General features: G+C 29.3%; 21 protein-coding genes. 14 read left to right on the top strand and 7 right to left on the bottom strand.

Translation table 11 applies throughout. From position 1 onward, the window contains the following. Window positions 1–2: 2 nt before the first annotated feature. From atpC to recO, 13 genes are all read left to right on the top strand, one after another. The gene (atpC, locus tag EL235_RS01050) at window positions 3–395 is read left to right on the top strand and encodes an ATP synthase F1 subunit epsilon (RefSeq protein ID WP_039625212.1); all 393 of its coding nucleotides are present in this window, start codon (window positions 3–5) and stop codon (window positions 393–395) included. Then, the gene (locus EL235_RS01055; protein ID WP_039617360.1) at window positions 395–955 is read left to right on the top strand and encodes a MotA/TolQ/ExbB proton channel family protein; all 561 of its coding nucleotides are present in this window, start codon (window positions 395–397) and stop codon (window positions 953–955) included. Before atpC ends, EL235_RS01055 begins: the two co-directional genes overlap by 1 nt. Before the next feature lie 3 nt (window positions 956–958). Beyond that, complete coding sequence (locus tag EL235_RS01060) at window positions 959–1,345, top strand: ExbD/TolR family protein (RefSeq protein WP_114639990.1); 387 nt, start codon at window positions 959–961, stop codon at window positions 1,343–1,345. Between the two features lie 3 nt (window positions 1,346–1,348). Continuing rightward, window positions 1,349–2,128, top strand: coding sequence for an energy transducer TonB (locus tag EL235_RS01065; RefSeq protein WP_114639991.1), 780 nt, complete (start codon window positions 1,349–1,351; stop codon window positions 2,126–2,128). Next, window positions 2,125–3,324: a Tol-Pal system protein TolB gene (gene tolB, locus EL235_RS01070; protein ID WP_039625219.1), complete on the top strand. Its 1,200-nt coding sequence runs from the start codon at window positions 2,125–2,127 to the stop codon at window positions 3,322–3,324. The genes EL235_RS01065 and tolB overlap by 4 nt, the downstream gene beginning before the upstream one ends. A 64-nt stretch (window positions 3,325–3,388) precedes the next feature. Next, window positions 3,389–3,874: a peptidoglycan-associated lipoprotein Pal gene (gene pal / locus EL235_RS01075; protein WP_114639993.1), complete on the top strand. Its 486-nt coding sequence runs from the start codon at window positions 3,389–3,391 to the stop codon at window positions 3,872–3,874. Between the two features lie 12 nt (window positions 3,875–3,886). After that, window positions 3,887–4,876, top strand: a complete 990-nt coding sequence (locus tag EL235_RS01080) for a tetratricopeptide repeat protein (RefSeq protein WP_126340627.1) — start codon at window positions 3,887–3,889, stop codon at window positions 4,874–4,876. Window positions 4,877–4,890: 14 nt separating this feature from the next. After that, the gene (locus tag EL235_RS01085) at window positions 4,891–5,472 is read left to right on the top strand and encodes an FKBP-type peptidyl-prolyl cis-trans isomerase (RefSeq protein WP_039625225.1); all 582 of its coding nucleotides are present in this window, start codon (window positions 4,891–4,893) and stop codon (window positions 5,470–5,472) included. Further along, window positions 5,472–6,392: an ACP S-malonyltransferase gene (gene fabD, locus EL235_RS01090; RefSeq protein WP_039625226.1), complete on the top strand. Its 921-nt coding sequence runs from the start codon at window positions 5,472–5,474 to the stop codon at window positions 6,390–6,392. The genes EL235_RS01085 and fabD overlap by 1 nt, the downstream gene beginning before the upstream one ends. Beyond that, window positions 6,389–7,075 (top strand): 5'-methylthioadenosine / S-adenosylhomocysteine nucleosidase / 6-amino-6-deoxyfutalosine hydrolase, encoded by a 687-nt coding sequence (locus tag EL235_RS01095; RefSeq protein WP_039625228.1) that lies wholly within the window; start codon window positions 6,389–6,391, stop codon window positions 7,073–7,075. The genes fabD and EL235_RS01095 overlap by 4 nt, the downstream gene beginning before the upstream one ends. Next, on the top strand, window positions 7,072–7,833 hold the full coding sequence (locus EL235_RS01100) for a PP-loop family protein (protein ID WP_126340628.1): 762 nt from the start codon (window positions 7,072–7,074) through the stop codon (window positions 7,831–7,833). The genes EL235_RS01095 and EL235_RS01100 overlap by 4 nt, the downstream gene beginning before the upstream one ends. Then, window positions 7,826–8,338, top strand: a complete 513-nt coding sequence (locus EL235_RS01105; RefSeq protein ID WP_039625232.1) for a cysteine hydrolase family protein — start codon at window positions 7,826–7,828, stop codon at window positions 8,336–8,338. Before EL235_RS01100 ends, EL235_RS01105 begins: the two co-directional genes overlap by 8 nt. 1 nt (window position 8,339) lies before the next feature. Beyond that, a complete protein-coding gene (gene recO / locus EL235_RS01110) occupies window positions 8,340–8,954 on the top strand; it encodes a recombination protein RecO (RefSeq protein WP_039625233.1) in 615 nt (204 codons plus the stop codon). On the opposite strand, the gene EL235_RS01115 is transcribed toward recO, so the two are convergent. From EL235_RS01115 to bamA, 7 genes are all read right to left on the bottom strand, one after another. After that, window positions 8,938–9,258 (bottom strand): hypothetical protein, encoded by a 321-nt coding sequence (locus EL235_RS01115; protein WP_114639998.1) that lies wholly within the window; start codon window positions 9,256–9,258, stop codon window positions 8,938–8,940. The genes recO and EL235_RS01115 overlap by 17 nt on opposite strands. Before the next feature lie 61 nt (window positions 9,259–9,319). Beyond that, window positions 9,320–10,246, bottom strand: coding sequence for a tRNA dihydrouridine synthase (locus EL235_RS01120; protein ID WP_114639999.1), 927 nt, complete (start codon window positions 10,244–10,246; stop codon window positions 9,320–9,322). Continuing rightward, window positions 10,243–11,226, bottom strand: coding sequence for a hypothetical protein (locus EL235_RS01125; protein WP_114640000.1), 984 nt, complete (start codon window positions 11,224–11,226; stop codon window positions 10,243–10,245). Before EL235_RS01125 ends, EL235_RS01120 begins: the two co-directional genes overlap by 4 nt. Continuing rightward, complete coding sequence (dksA, locus tag EL235_RS01130) at window positions 11,223–11,579, bottom strand: RNA polymerase-binding protein DksA (protein ID WP_012660959.1); 357 nt, start codon at window positions 11,577–11,579, stop codon at window positions 11,223–11,225. Before dksA ends, EL235_RS01125 begins: the two co-directional genes overlap by 4 nt. A gap of 8 nt (window positions 11,580–11,587) precedes the next feature. Continuing rightward, complete coding sequence (locus EL235_RS01135; RefSeq protein WP_039625241.1) at window positions 11,588–12,043, bottom strand: 23S rRNA (pseudouridine(1915)-N(3))-methyltransferase RlmH; 456 nt, start codon at window positions 12,041–12,043, stop codon at window positions 11,588–11,590. A gap of 3 nt (window positions 12,044–12,046) precedes the next feature. Further along, window positions 12,047–12,889, bottom strand: a complete 843-nt coding sequence (gene accD / locus EL235_RS01140) for an acetyl-CoA carboxylase, carboxyltransferase subunit beta (protein WP_114640001.1) — start codon at window positions 12,887–12,889, stop codon at window positions 12,047–12,049. 50 nt (window positions 12,890–12,939) lie between these two features. After that, on the bottom strand, window positions 12,940–15,156 hold the full coding sequence (bamA, locus tag EL235_RS01145; RefSeq protein ID WP_114640002.1) for an outer membrane protein assembly factor BamA: 2,217 nt from the start codon (window positions 15,154–15,156) through the stop codon (window positions 12,940–12,942). Between the two features lie 77 nt (window positions 15,157–15,233). Here bamA and EL235_RS01150 point away from each other — a divergent pair, with 77 nt between their 5' ends. Next, a complete protein-coding gene (locus tag EL235_RS01150; protein ID WP_114640003.1) occupies window positions 15,234–16,061 on the top strand; it encodes a prephenate dehydrogenase in 828 nt (275 codons plus the stop codon). Window positions 16,062–16,066 lie beyond the last annotated feature (5 nt).

A 16,066-nucleotide genomic window follows, 5' to 3' on the forward strand; every position in this document is an offset into this window, starting at 1 on the left:
TAATGGATAATTTAATACATATAGAGGTGGTAACACCTCTTGGTATGATTTATAATGATAATGTAAAATCTATTGTTCTTCCTGGAAGTGAAGGTGAGTTTGGTGTTTTAAAAGGACACGCATCTTTAATCTCTTCTTTAAAGGCAGGAATTATAGATATAGAAAAATCAGATTCAACTCATGAATTAGTTGCTATTGATTCAGGCCATGCAAAGGTATCTGAAACTAAAGTAAGTGTTTTAGCAAAAGGTGCTGTATGGGTTGGTGGAAATAGTGATAGTGAAATAGCAAAAAGATTAGAAGAAGCAAAAGATTTGATTAAATCTATGAGTAGTGATAGCGTTGCTTTGGCTTCTACTTTTGCTAAGATGGATAATAATGTAAGGCAAAAATAGTGGATTTTCAAGCAATTTTTCATTTCTTTGAAAATACAAGCTTAATCACTTATATTGTATTAGCTTGGCTTTCAGTGTATTTTATACTTAGTTTTAGTATTTTATTTTCAAGATTAATGCTTATTAATAAATGGACTCAAAATGAAAGTCAAGCTTTAGAAGCTTTAATGAGAGGGGAAAAAGATTTAAGTCAAAGTGCGTCAATTTTAAAAAAATGTGTGGAAATTGATGAAACTAAAATGAACATTTATAAAAATTCTGTAGAAAAAAAAGCTACGATAGGATTAACTTGGCTTAGTATCATAGCTTCAACCTCTCCTTTTATAGGGCTTTTTGGTACAGTGATTTCCATACTTGAAACCTTTGGTGGTTTAGAAATGCAAAATTCTTTAAGCATTATTGCTCCTAAAATTAGTGAAGCTTTGGTGGCTACAGGTTGTGGGATTTTAGTAGCAATCCCTGCATATAGCTTTCATTTGATTATCAAACGCAAGGCTTATGAGTTGATTAATATCTTAGATAGTGAAATTAAGGTGCTGGTAAGTTCTATAAAGGCTTAATTTATGTTTTTAGAAGAAAAACCCGAATTAAATATTACACCTTTAGTTGATATTATGCTTGTGTTGCTTGCTATTTTGATGGTAACTGCGCCAAGTATTACATATGAGGAAAAAGTGCAACTTCCTCAAGGTTCACAAAAAACTTCAAGTGCTCCAAATATTAAAAGTTTGATTATAACAATTAATGCAAAAAAAGAAATTTTTATAGGAAAAGATAAATTTGATTTTATAAGTTTTGCAGATAATATGAACGCCTTAAAACTTCAGTATAACACTCAAGAGACAGTTTTTATAAGAGCAGATAAGAATCTAAAATATGATGATGTGATGAATGTTTTAAGAACAATGAAACATTTAGGTTTCCAAAAAGTTGCTTTGCAAACTGAGTAGAAAATGGAAGAAAATTCTATACACAATTTTAAATCCTTTATTTATGCAACTTTAGTTTATTTTTTTGTCGTTTTCTTAGTTTTTTTTAAATTAATTGAATATAAACCAAAAGCTATTGAATATACTGATGATCCTAATAGTTTTATTAATATAGAACTTGGCGATAGTGTAAATCAAAATCAAATTAATACGATACAAGAATTGCAAAAAGAAAATTTGCAAAGTTTATTTGAAGAAAATCTTCTGCAAAAATACACCACAAATAAAAGTGTCAATACGCAAAATATAGAACAGCAAGCAAGTGTTTTTAATGAGTTGTTTGGTAAAATAGAAGATTATCAAGAGGAAAAAACAACAAAAGTACAATCTTCTATGCCCTCAAAAAAACCTACCTTTGCCCAAAGAGAAAAAATCAATGATTTTTCTAAACAACTCAATGAAAATTTAAAAATAAACCAAGAACTAGGACAATCTGTTATAGAGCAAAAAATAGGTGTTTACGATCAATTTTTAGGTACTGTGAGAAAATACCTTGAGGATAGATGGAGAATTTACAATCCTAGTGGTAATTTAAGTATAGATGTAGAATTTGTAATTGATAATAATGGTTATTTTTATTTGCTAAGCGCTACTAGTGCACATAGCGATAGTTTTGATAAAAAAGCAAAAGAATTTTTACAAAATTTAGAAGGAAGATACATAACTTTACCTCCAAATGGTAAAATAAGAAAAATCAAAATGCAACTTAGTGATATAATTGAGTTTAAAACGGAGAAACAATGAAAAAAATATTAGTATTTTTATTTTTTTGTTCAGTATTATTTGGACAAGATGCGACAATATCTGTTGTTAATAAAGGTATGCAATTACCTAAAATTTATATTAAAGACCAATCTAAATTAAATGATTTAGATCTTAAAAAAAGTTTTTATAACATGCTTGTTAATGATATAAAAGTGAGTTCAAATTTTGAGATAACTCAAGATGAAAAACAAGGTGATTATATTTTTTCTTATATATTAAATAAAAATGGCAAGCTTTTAGATATTGATGTTGAAATTTTAGCTGCAAATGAAACTAAAACAAGATTTTATGAGCAAATTCTTTCTATTGAAGAGTATCCATTTTTGGCACATAGAAGTGTTGCTCAGATGAATAGAAAATTAGGCTTTGCACCGGTTGATTGGATGGATCATAAAATTTTAATAGCTAGAACCCAAGGTAGTAAGCAAAGTGATATTTTATTAGCAGATTATACTTTAACTTATCAAAAAGTATTGATTTCAAAAGGTTTAAATTTGTTTCCTAAATGGGCAAATAAAGAGCAAAACGCATTTTATTTTACTGCCTATGAAGATGAAATTCCAACTCTTTATAAATATAACATGAAAAATAAAAATATCACAAAAATCATTGCTAGTAAAGGCATGATGGTTGCTTCTGATGTGAGTGATGATGGTAAAAAAATTTTACTTACCATGGCTCCAAAAGACCAACCTGATGTATACTTGTATGATGTAGATTCAAAAAATTTGACACAAATTACAAACTATATGGGTATTGATGTAAATGGTAATTTTGTTGATGATGATAAGAAAATTGTGTTTGTATCTGATCGTTTGGGTTATCCAAATATTTTTATGCAAAATTTAGAGTCAAATTTAACAGAACAAGTTGTTTTTCATGGTAAAAATAATTCTTCGGTTTCTACTTATAAACACTATATGGTTTATTCTAGTAGAGAAGTAAATCAAAGCGGAGTTTTTAATCTTTATTTAATGTCAACTCAAAGTGATTATATAAGACAACTTACTGCAAATGGTAAAAATCTTTTTCCAAGATTTTCTAGTGATGGAGAAAGTGTTGTATTTATTAAATATTTAGGTTCACAAAGTGCATTAGGGGTTATTAGAATTAATGCAAACAAAGCCTTTCATTATGGTTTAAAAGTAGGTAAAATTCAATCAATTGATTGGTAAAATATCAAAATAGCATTTTTTTTGTTATAATTAAGTATGATTTTTAAATAAAAAGGGGAAAGTAATGAAAAAAATCATTTTTGCTTCAATTACTGCATTTGCTGTTATTGTAAGTGGATGTGCTACAAAAAATACTAGTGTAAGTAGCTCAAGTAGTGTAGATGGTTCAAAAGGTAGTGGTGGTTCAGACAGATTTGAAAATCTTGAATCTTTAAATTCTGTTGCAAATGTATATTTTGATTTTGATAAATTTAATGTTAGAAAAGATATGCAAAAAGTTATTGCAAATAATGCTGAAATTTTTAACAAAGAAGCTACTAATGCTGCAATCGTAGTTGAAGGAAACTGTGATGAGTGGGGAACTGATGAGTATAATCAAGCTTTAGGTCTAAAAAGAGCTAAAGCAGTAAAAGAATCTTTAGTAGCTCAAGGTGTTAATGCTGATAGAATTAGCGTAAAAAGCTATGGAGAGACTAATCCTGTATGTACTGAAAGAACAAAAGCATGCGATGCTCAAAATCGTCGTGCAGAATTTAAAATTGCAAAATAAAGTTTTAAATAAATGAAATTAAACTTATTATCAGTAGCTCTTTTAGGGGCTACTTTTTTATATGCTGAAATTTCAGCATTTGACGCAGGAAAAGTAGATACAAAAACACCTTATGGTTTAACTCAAAATGAAAAATTGCAATATGAAAATCAAGAACGCTTAAAAGCTTTAAATGAATATTATACAAATTTGACAAGCAAAATAAATACAGCAGTGGAAAACATAGAGGGTTTGCAAAGTGTCACTGAGGGATTAAATGCTCAGTATTCAAAAGCTAATACAAAATTGCTTTCATTAGAAGAAAACTATCAAAATTTTGATGCAAATATTACTCAAGAAATTCAAAATTTAAGAGCTTATATTGAAGAAAATAGACAAATTCAGGAAAAAAATTACCAAGAAATTCAAAAAGTTTTAGGTGAAATTACAACTTTAATCAATAAGATTAATGATGATTATATTTCCAAAGAAGATATGAATCAAACTATAACTTTTTTTCAATCTGAAATAGCTAGGGTGCAAAATCAAACAAAAATTACTCCAGTTGCTCCTGTTGTAAGTGATGATAATAAAACCCAAGAAATCATTCAAGATGCAAATAAAACTCAAGATGAAGTGATTGAAGTAAAAGATGATAGTTGGAAAAAATTACAATCTAGTGAAATTTTGAAAAAAGCGATAGATGAAACTAATAAAAATCAATTTGAGGATGCAAGAGAAAAATTTGAACATCTAATAAGTATTCACTATAAACCTGCTAGGTCTACTTTTTGGCTTGGAGAGATAAGATATAAACAGCAAGATTATGCAGGTGCTTTGGGATTTTATAAAAAAAGTTCTGCTATAAGCACTAAGGGTGATTATGTGCCAAAATTGCTTTATCACACGGCTATTAGCTTGGATAAAGTTGGAGATCCAAAAAGTGCTAATAAATTTTATAAGGCTTTAAAGACAGCTTATCCTGATAGTCCTGAAGCAAAAGTTTCACCAGATAGAAAATAAAAAAAGGAGATAAAATGGCTATAGAAAAAAATAGTGTAGTTTCAATGTTTTATGAGTTGAAAGATGCAAATACTAATGAAGTTTTAGAATCAAATATTTATGCTGAACCTATTTCTTTTATTTTAGGCAAGGGTCAAATTTTAGAAGGATTAGAAGAAGAAATTCAAAAGCTTAATGCTCCGTGTAATGCTGATATTGTGATAAAAAAAGAAAATGCTTTAGGTGAATATGATGCAAATGCTTTGCAAACTTTACCAAAAGAGCAGTTTGCAGGGATTGATTTGCAAGTTGGCATGGAGCTTTTTGGCGAAGGTGAAGATGGTAATACAGTAAGAGTAATCGTTAGAGAAATTACTGAAAATGAAGTTACTATTGATTACAACCATGCTTATGCAGGAAAAGATTTGTTGTTTTCAATCAATATTGTAGATGTTAGAGCTGCAAGTGAAGATGAAATTTTAACAGGAATTATTGCAGGTAGTAGAAGTTGTGGATGTGGCGGTGGAGGACATCACCATGATCATCATCACGGCCATGGCGGTGGTTGTTGTGGAGGCCATGGACATGGTGGCGGTGGTTGTTGCGGTGGTCATTAATGAATAGCGCATTTATTTTCCCAGGCCAAGGCTCTCAAAGTGCTGGCATGGGTTCGAGTTTTTATGATAATTCTAAGAAAGCAAAAGAATTATTAGATAATGCTAGTGATTTTTGTAAAATTGATTTTAAAAATTTGCTTTTTAAGGAAAATGAAAATTTAAATAAAAGTGAATTTACGCAAATGGCCATAGTACTAAACTCGCTAATGGCTTATGAAGCTTTAAAAGAGCAAGTTGATATAGAAGCTAAGTATAGCTTGGGGCATTCATTGGGAGAATTCAGTGCTTTAGCAGCTCAAGATGCATTTGGCTTTTTAGATGTTATAGCGCTTGTTAATAAACGTGGTCAATTCATGCAAGAAGATTGTTCTAAAATAGAAGCTGGTATGATGGTGATTTTAGGGCTTGAAGATAAAGTAGTAGAAGAACTTTGTCAAAAAGCATTAAGTGAGAAAAAAAATATTTTTGCTGCTAATTATAATTGTGATGGGCAAATTGTAGTGGCAGGTTTAAAACCTGATTTAGCTTCTTACGAGAGTGAGTTTAAAAATGCAGGGGCTAAAAGAGCTATGCTTTTGAACATGAGTGTTGCAAGCCATTGCCCATTATTAAAAAATGCATCTTTGAAACTTACAAAAGAATTAGAACTTGTTTTAAAAGAGAGCTTTAAAAGCGTGGTATCAAATGTCAATGCAAAAACATATAATGATAAAAATCAAGCCCTAATGCTTTTAAGCGAGCAACTCATCAAACCTGTTCTTTATAAACAAAGTATTAAGGCTGTAGATAGTGAAGTAGATTTTTATATAGAATTTGGTGCAAGTGTGCTAAAGGGCTTAAATAAAAAAATCACTCAAAAAGAAACTTATACTTTAAGTAAAATAGAAGATATTGATGAAATTTTAAAGGTAATTAAATGAAAATAGCTATTTTAGGAGCTATGCCAGAAGAGGTTACTCCTTTACTAGAAACATTAAAAGAATACCAAACAATAGAATATGCAAATAACACTTATTATCTTGCAAAATATAAAAATCATGAATTAATCATCGCTTATTCTAAGATAGGGAAAGTAAATTCCACTCTTAGTGCAGCTATTATGATAGAAAAATTTAAAGCCGAGCTTTTACTCTTTACAGGTGTAGCTGGTGCTTTTAACCCTAGTTTGGAAATAGGGGATTTAATTTATGCAACAAAATTAGCTCAATATGATTTAGATATCACAGCTTTTGGACATCCACTTGGCTATGTTCCAGGCAATGAAATTTTTATAAAAACAGATGATAAGCTAAATAATCTTGCCATGGAAGTTGCTAAAGAACTTGGTGTTAAATTACAATCAGGTATTATAGCTACGGGTGATGAGTTTATTTGTGATGAGAATAAAAAAGCAAAAATTAGAGAAATTTTCAGTGCAGATGCTTGTGAAATGGAAGGGGCTAGTGTAGCTTTGGTGTGTGATGCTTTAAAAATTCCATGTTTAATTTTAAGATCAATGAGTGATAAAGCAGGTGAAAAGGCTGAATTTGACTTTGATGAGTTTGTAGAAAAATCCGCTAAAATTTCAGCTAATTTTGTTTTAAAAATTTGTGAGAAACTATGATAAATCTTAGCAAAAGACTAATTAGAGAAGTTGCAAAAGCAAATGCTAAATTTTCCTTAATAGGAGATAATGATAAGGTTTTATTAGGACTTAGTGGCGGGAAAGACTCTCTGGCTTTAGCACATCTTTTAAAGCGTATGCAAGCACATGCACCTTTTAAATTTGAACTTAAGGCAGTAACTTTAAGCTATGGTATGGGCGAAGATTATACTAAGCTTCATAATCACTGCAAAGAGCATGGTATTGATCATGAAGTGATTGATTCTAATATTTATGAAATTTCAGGCGATACTATTAGAAAAAATTCAAGTTTTTGTAGCTATTTTTCAAGAATGAGGCGTGGTGCTTTATATACCTATGCTTTGGAAAATGGTTTTAATAAGCTAGCTATAGCTCATCATTTTGATGATGCTGTGGAAAGTTTTTTTATGAATTTTATTTATAATGGTGCTCTTAGAAGTTTAGCTCCAAAATATAAAAGTAAAAGAGGTGTAGAGGTTATTCGCCCTTTGATTTTTGTAAGAGAAAGACAATTAAGAGAAAATGCTATTAATAATGAATTAGAAGTAATTGGTAATGAATTTTGTCCTGGTATGAAGTTAAGTGAAAAAAATGTAAAATTTCCTCATGCAAGAGAAGAAGCTAAGCAGCTTTTAGCAAATTTAGAAAAAGAAAATCCAAAATTATTTACAAGTTTAAAAACTGCATTTGAAAATATCCACACGGATAGTTTTTTTATGGTTAAGGATAATGGCTAATCTTTTAGTTGTTGTTGATTATCAAAATGATTTTATCGATGGTAGCTTAGGTTTTGAAAAAGCTACCAAGATAAAAGATAATATTCTTACTCTTTTAAAAAATCATCAAGGTGATATTGTTTTTACTTTTGATACGCATGATGAGAATTATTTAAAAACCAAAGAAGGAAAAAATTTACCTATTTATCATTGTATTAGAGATACTTTGGGTTGGCAAATGCCAAGTGATTTTGATGTGTATTTAAAAAATGCAAAAAAAATCTTTTATAAGAATGCTTTTGGTAGTTTAGAATTGGCTAATTTTTTAAAACAAAATTATTATGAAAGTATAGAATTTTGTGGTTTGGTTTCACATATTTGTGTATTTAGTAATATTATTTTAGCTCAAAGTGCTAGTATCAACTCAAAAATCATATTGCATAAAAATGCAACAGCAAGTTTTAATAAATCTTTAGAAAATAGTGCTTATGAAATTTTGCAAGCTTATGGCGTAGAGCTTTTATAAAATGCAAGGTTTTATCTTACACACTCAGAGTGTAAAAGATGAGGATTTGATTGTCTATCTTTTAAGTTCTAAAAGAATTATTAAAAGCTATAGATTTTACGGAATGAGACATTCTAATATTTTAAGTGGATATAAGATTGATTTTGAGCTTGAGGAAAGTTCGAGGTTTTTACCACGTTTAAAAGATGTTTTACATATTGGTTTTTCTTGGATTTTAGACAGAGAAAAAATGTTTTTTTGGCAAGAATTTATCAGACTTTTTTATTGGCATTTAAAAGATGTTGAAGAAATTGATAGTTTTTATTTTGAGCTTTTAGAAGATTGTGCTAAGCGTTTTGAAAAACAAGATTGCAAGCGTGTGATTGTGGATGCTTACTTAAAAATTTTAAATTTTGAAGGACGTTTGCATAAAAGTTTTGTGTGTTTTTATTGTGATGAGTATATACAAAAAAACGTTGTATTGGTAAGAGCTTTTTTACCAGCACATAAAAAATGTGCTTTTGGCTATGAGTTTAAAACTAAAGATCTTGCAAAGCTTTATGAAAAATTTAATTCATCGCATTTTAGCGATGAATATATTGATAATTTATATAAAATTATTAAAGAGGGTTTTTAAGAGTAATATCATACATCATAATAGCCTCTTGTCTTAATTTTGCGATGATATTTGCACTGTCAATATGTGTATTTTTTATAATAGCTTCCTTGCTATTTTTAATATCTTCAAGCAAATTTCCAAGTTGTTTTTGAGAGCTTTGTAAGCATGTGTTTATACATTTTGGTTGAGTTTGTTGTAAAACTTGCTCGAAATTTAAACTTTGATTGTTGAGCTTTGAAGCATGTGCTGCTAAATTATTCGCACTTGTTCTAATGCCACCTAATGCTTTGTAAATCCCTTTTGAATTGATATGAGCTGCCATGAACCTTCCTTGTTTTATGGTATCTCTTCATTCATATTGCTTGGTAATTTACAAGCAAAAATCATTCCTTATTGAAAAATTCTTGAATATATTTTCGCATAATATCTGCATCATTAATACGATTAACACAATCTCTAAAATTAGAAGCATCTTCATGACCTTTAGAATATTCATGCAAGTGTTTTCTAAAGATGCTTATGCCTTGTTCTTTATAATGCTTTAACATTTCCTCAAAATGTGCGAATATAATTTTATTTTTCATAGCTTTTTCTATTTTTTTGCCAGTTTTTATCTCATGAAATATCCAAGGTTTTCCTATGCTTGCACGTCCTATCATCAAAGCATCACAATTTGTAATTTCAAATACTTCTTTAGCATTTTCTGTGCTAATATCACCATTTGCCACTAAAGGGATTTTGATATTTTCTTTGGCTAAAGCTATGGCTTCATAATCAGCATTTCCACTATACATTTGTTTTCTAGTGCGACCATGCATACTGATAAAATCTACTCCAGCATTTTCACACGCTTTAGCAATAGCAATGGGCTCTTTTTTATCAAATCCTAATCTTACTTTGACACTAGTTATTTTTTTATTGCTTGTTTTTTTGATAAGTTCTAAAGTTCTTTGCAGTTTATCAAGATCTTGCAAAAGAGCGCTACCTGCGCATTGTTTTATAACTTTATTTACAGGACAACCACAATTAAAATCAATCCCATCTATAAAATCAAAACGATTTAAAATTTCTACGGCTTTTTGAATTACGCTTTCATCTGAACCTGCAATTTGAACTATATAAGGGCTTTCAAGTTCAGCTTTTTCTAACATTTTAAGAGTTTTTGAGCTCTCATATACTAAGGCATTAGAACTTATCATTTCACTAATGGTTACATCAGCTCCAAATTGCTTAACTAAATTTCTTAAAGGCAAGTCTGAAAAACCTGCCATAGGAGCTAAAAATAAAGGTTTTTTGTTAAAATCTATCATTGTATTAATTTTTCAAGCTCTATTTTTTTATTATGTTCTCTTAAAAAGAGCAAGAGCCTAAAGTCTTTATGCTCATTTTGATCATTTCCTAATTCATTAAGCAATTCATCATACATGCCAAATTCTGCTAAAGTATAAAGATAAGCTCTTAAAGCTTGAGAATGATTATCTTTTAACTTTTTAAATAAAGCAATTAATACTTGAGGTTCTATTTTTTTGCAAAGTATTTTAGCACATTGTAAATATGACTTATCATCTAAGGTATTCATACTAAGTAAAACTTCGATTTCAGCATGATTTAGTTCTAAGTTTTCTTTTTCAAATCTATTTAAAAGTAATAAAATATCATCTTGATTTTTTTGTATTTTTAGTGTTTTAATTTGACTATAGGGCGCATTTTCTAATACCATTTTATAAGCAAAAAATTCTAGCTCACTTGCTAAGGTATCTTTGTTTTTGATAAAAGAAAAAGCATAATTGTTATCATTTTGAAAGTGATTTTTTTCATTTAAAATAAAAATTTCATTATTTGGATCTAGCTTGTATTTTTTTAATTCTACAAATTCCTTTTTGTCTAAGTTCTCACAAATATCAATAATTTCATCTATTTTAGGATTTTGAATTTTTTCTTTAAAACAAAGAGCCTGAGTATTTTTTGCTATGTTTTGAAATTCTTGAGTTTTAAATTTAACCTTGCTTGCTTTTTTTAAAAAAATATCAATAATAAAATTTTCATAATTTTTACTATCTTTAATTAGATTTTTATATTGTAAATGTTTTAAAAAGCCATAAAAACTCATATGTGCTAAAGCTAATATCATTAAAAACAAAGCAGGTAAAACAACCCACAGACTAATAGGCAAATTTAATTCAAAAGTAGAAATTGCAAAAGTATAATTTCCTAAATTTAGATTATAAACTAAGGCTGCAATGATTAGAAGATAAACTAAACTTGCAAAGAAAAATAATCTAATTTTCATAGCTCTTTCCTTTTTTCTAAATTTTCACGACAATTTATGCAATATTTTGCATGAGGTTTAACCTTAAGTCTTTCAGGATGAATATCATCTTCACAATACTCACAAATACCATAAGTATTGTTATCTATTTTGCTTAATGAATGTTTAATTTCTTCTAGTTCAGCTTTTAAATTTTCATTAATTTTAAAATCAATATGAGAGCTATTGTCAATTTGTTGTAAATCAACTTCATCTCTAGGTTCACTATCTTGTAGGTTATGGATATTGTCTATATTACCTTGCAGTTCTTGTAAAATTTCTTTTTGTCTTTGAAGTAATATATTTTTAAATTCTTCAAGATTTAATTCTTGCATAAACGCTCCTATTTGTGATATGGGTGATTTGTATTAATGCAAAGTGCACGATAAATTTGCTCTAAAAGCATAGTTTTAGCAAATTTATGTACCAAGGTCATTTTACTAAGAGCTATACTTGTATGCATTTGCGCAATAAATTCTTGCTCAAATCCATAAGCACCACCTATAAAAAATGAAATTTCATTTTTATCTTGTAATAATTTTGCAAATTCTATACTTGTAAATTCTTTACCTTTTTCGTCTAATGCTATGCAAAAACCTTTTTTATAAGGACTTAGTGCGTTTGTATAAGATTTTTTTGCTTCTATGGCATTAGTGTTTTGTGCTTGATTAATTTTGTTATTAAAAATACATATATCATTAAAACTGCAAAATTTTTTGATGAGTTTGGTATAATGCTCATCTATCTTGCTAAATTCATCATTATTATTTTTTTGAATGCTTAAAAGATTGATTTGCATTTTTTAGTTTTTAGAAAAAAACCTTAAAAAATCTGCTATAAATTTTTTATGTTCACTTCTTTCTACAATCGCATCAATCAATCCATGTTCGAGTAAAAATTCAGCCTTCTGAAAGCCTTCTGGTAAATCAGCTCCTATGGTTTGTTTAATTACCCTAGCTCCTGCAAATCCTACTAAAGCACCAGGTTCAGCCATGATGATATCTCCAAGCCAAGCAAAAGACGCGCTCACTCCACCCATGGTTGGATCGGTTAATACTGAAATATAAGGAAGTTTTTCTTCTGCTAATAATTTTAATGCTGCACTAGTTTTGCTCATTTGCATTAAAGAATAAGTACTTTCTTGCATTCTAGCTCCGCCACTTGCACTCACTATGACAACAGGGGTTTTTTTCTCAATAGCTCTTTCAATAGCTCTAAGAATTTTTTCACCTTCTACTGAGCCTAAGCTTCCACCCATAAAAGAAAAATCAAAAACAACTAATTGAGTTTTTATCCCATCTATGGTGCATTCCCCGCTTATTACAGCACTTTTTCTACCTGTTTTTTCTTCATTTTCTGCTAATCTTTTTTTGTATGATTTGCTATCTACAAATTTAAGTGGATCGATTGCATGTAAATCTTTGTCCATTTCTACAAAAGAGCCTTCATCGCTAAGTAATTCAATACGTTTTAGAGGGTTTAATCTCATATGAAAATTACATTTAGGACAAACATTATAACAAGTTTCTATTTCTTTATAATACATTAACGCATGGCAAGAATTGCATTTTACCCAGTGATTTGGAGCTTCGCTTGGAGTGGCTTGCTTGCGTCTTATACTAGAAAAAATATCTAAAAAATTCATTATCTCTACCTAAAATAAAATTTCAAAATTATAGCAAGATTTTATTGCTTTTAAAATCTTGCACCCAACATAAACTCAAATTTGCTCAAATCATCTTTTGAACTAGTATTAAATGGTTTAGCAAAAACTAAATTTAAAGCACCTAGTGGGGTTAACCACTCAAAGCCAATACCTGTGCTCCATCTTTGAATTTGACTTAAAGAACTCTCACCTATAGCGCCATAGTCGAAAAATACACTACCTCTAAGTTTGATTCTATCAAAGATTGGAAAACTAAGTTCTACAGAATTTGCAAAAGCCACTGTACCACCTGTTTCATCACCCCATTCGTTTTTAGGACTCACGCTTCTTCTATCAAAACCTCTAATGGTTCCTATACCACCAAGATATAATTTTTCATTGATAGGTAAATAGCCTTGATCCCATACCTTATAAAAACTTGCTTTATAACGATAAATCAAATCCCAACCTATAAATTCTTCCAAGCCTTGATAATAATTAAACTTAGTGGTAGAGCTTATAAATTCTTGATCCCCGCCTAAACCTGCATATTCAAGTGAAGTTGAGGCGATAAAACCTGATCTTGGTAAATAATAATCATCTGTATTGTTAAATACTATTGAAGGAGTAATAGAGCTTTTGTAGGTTTTTCCAAGTTTATATCCTTGAGCAATTAAGCGATCGCTTAAATGATAAATATCACTTTGCTCAAGATTATAAGTTAAATCAACGCTTGTATATCTTCCTAAAGTTTTACCAATGCTTATATCAAAACCATAATTTCTCTCATCATAGCTATCCCATTCTAAACGATCTGAGTATAATGATCCTCCAAGAGAATAATCACTATCATTTACTCTAGGATTTCTTAAAGATACTCTACCTGAAAGTGTATCATCGCCTTTGTCTATACTTATACTTCCTTTCATACCAGAGCCTAAGATATTTGCATCAGATAATGAAGCACTAAGTAAAATTCCATCGCTAGTCCCATAACCAATACCACCTGAGATAGCCCCAGTTGAAGCTTCTTTGACTTCTACTATCAAATCAATGTGCGTATCATCTACTCTTTGTTCTTTAATGTCTACATTTTCAAAATATGCAGTTCTTCTTAGAGCGTTTCTTGAATCTATTAAATCAGTTCTATTATAAAGATTACCTTCAGTTAGGTAAAGCTCTCTACGAATAACCCTATCAACTGTTTTGGTATTGCCTGAAATTTCAACATTTCTAACATATACTTTTTCATTAGGTATGACTTTAAAAATAATCATAGCTTCATGATTTTCTTTATCTTTTTGTATATCAGGTATAACTTGTACAAAAGCATAGCCTAAATCTGCTGTTTTAGTTTCTATGGTTTTTATATCTTCTCTTAGTTTTTCTATGTTAACTATTTTTCCAACACTTAATTTTAAATCATTTACTAAAGCTTCATTTTCTTCATCACTAAAAATTGGATTAAAAATTTTAATTCCTTTAACTTTATAAACCTCACCCTCGTTGATAAAATAAGTCAAATCAGCTTGATAAGTATCTGTGTAAGTATTTAAAAAAGCAGGAGATACGCTTACGTCAAGATAACCTTCTTTTAAATATACATCTGAAATTCTTGAGCTATCATTTGCTAAATCAAAAATTTTAAGCTTACCATCATTAAAACCCCACATCCAACCCAAAGCTTCTCTTTGTTTATTTGCTATTGCAGGTTCAACATCTGAATAACTTAAATTTTTTGCACCGCTTAAATGCACTTTTTCTATGATGATATTTTCCCCACGATTTACAACAAAAGTAAGTTTTAATGAGCTTGAATTGCTTAATTTTTCATCTTTGATTTCTACAACAGTATCATAAAAACCTTTAGCCTGATAAAAAAGTTTGATTTTTTCAGCTGCATCTTTGGCTGAATTTTCATCATATAAAATTCCAGGTTTTAAACCAACAAGGCTTTCTATTTGCTTTCTATCGTTGCTTGCTATACCTTGAATATCTATTTTTCCAATGGAAGGTTTTTCTATTACTTTAAAAGTTAGCACTCCATTTTTTTCTTCTACTACTATATCTTTAAAATAATTTCTATCAAAAAGATTTTTAATCGCTGTATCTATGCTAGCAGGATCGATTTTTTGTCCTATTTTTAATTTAGAAATCGCAATAGCACTTTCTTTAGAAAGTTGCGATAAGCCTTCAAATTTTATATCTTTAACTGTATCTGCACATAAAGAACTTGAGAGTGCAAAGAAAACAAACCATTTTTTCATTATTCTACCTAAATTTTTATATACAAAATTGTTATAATACCAAAATATTTTTAACTAATGCTTTTTAAGGAAAATTTATGAAAGTAGGTATAATTGGACTCGGCTTAATAGGTGGATCTTTAGGTCTTAGCTTAAGAGAGAATAAATTAATAGATTTAGTTTGTGGATATGATATAAATAAAGAATTTGAGCAAATTGCATTAGAGCGAAAATTAATAGATAAAATTGTTTCTTTTGAAGAGTTAAAAAAATGTGATGTGATTTTTTTGGCTATTCCTGTAAGAGCTATTGTAAAAATCTTAAAAGAATTTCAAGGCATTTCTAAAGATTGCACTATCATTGAGCTTGGAAGCACCAAAGAAGAAATTATTAAAAATTTACCTTCTTATTTGCAAAGCCAATTTATCGCAGCTCATCCTATGGCAGGAACTGAAAATAGTGGTCCAAATGCAGCTATAAAAGATTTATATAAAAATGCAGTTTGTGTTTTGTGTGATGTGCAAAATGCCGATCATATTCATCAAAAAAGGGCTATAGAAATTTTTTCAGATTTAGGAATGAAGCTTGTATTTATGGATAGCATCTCGCATGATCATCATGCTTCTATCATTTCACACTTACCGCATGTGATTAGTTTTTCTTTGGCAAATTTTGTGATGAAAGAAGAAAATAAAAAAAATATAGCTCATCTAGGAGGTCCTTCTTTTAAAGATATGTGTAGGATTGCCAAATCAAACCCTCAAATGTGGAGTGGTATTTTTGAGCAAAACAAACAAAATTTATTAAATTCTATTGATCTATTTCAAAAAGAACTACAAGAATGTAAAAAAATGATAGAAAAATGTGATATAAATGAACTTGAAGCTTGGATTATAAGTGCAAATAAATTGAGAGAAATTTTGTAAATTTT

This window comes from Campylobacter lari (genome assembly GCF_900638335.1).
GTDB classification, from domain to species: Bacteria; Campylobacterota; Campylobacteria; order Campylobacterales; family Campylobacteraceae; genus Campylobacter_D; species Campylobacter_D lari_E.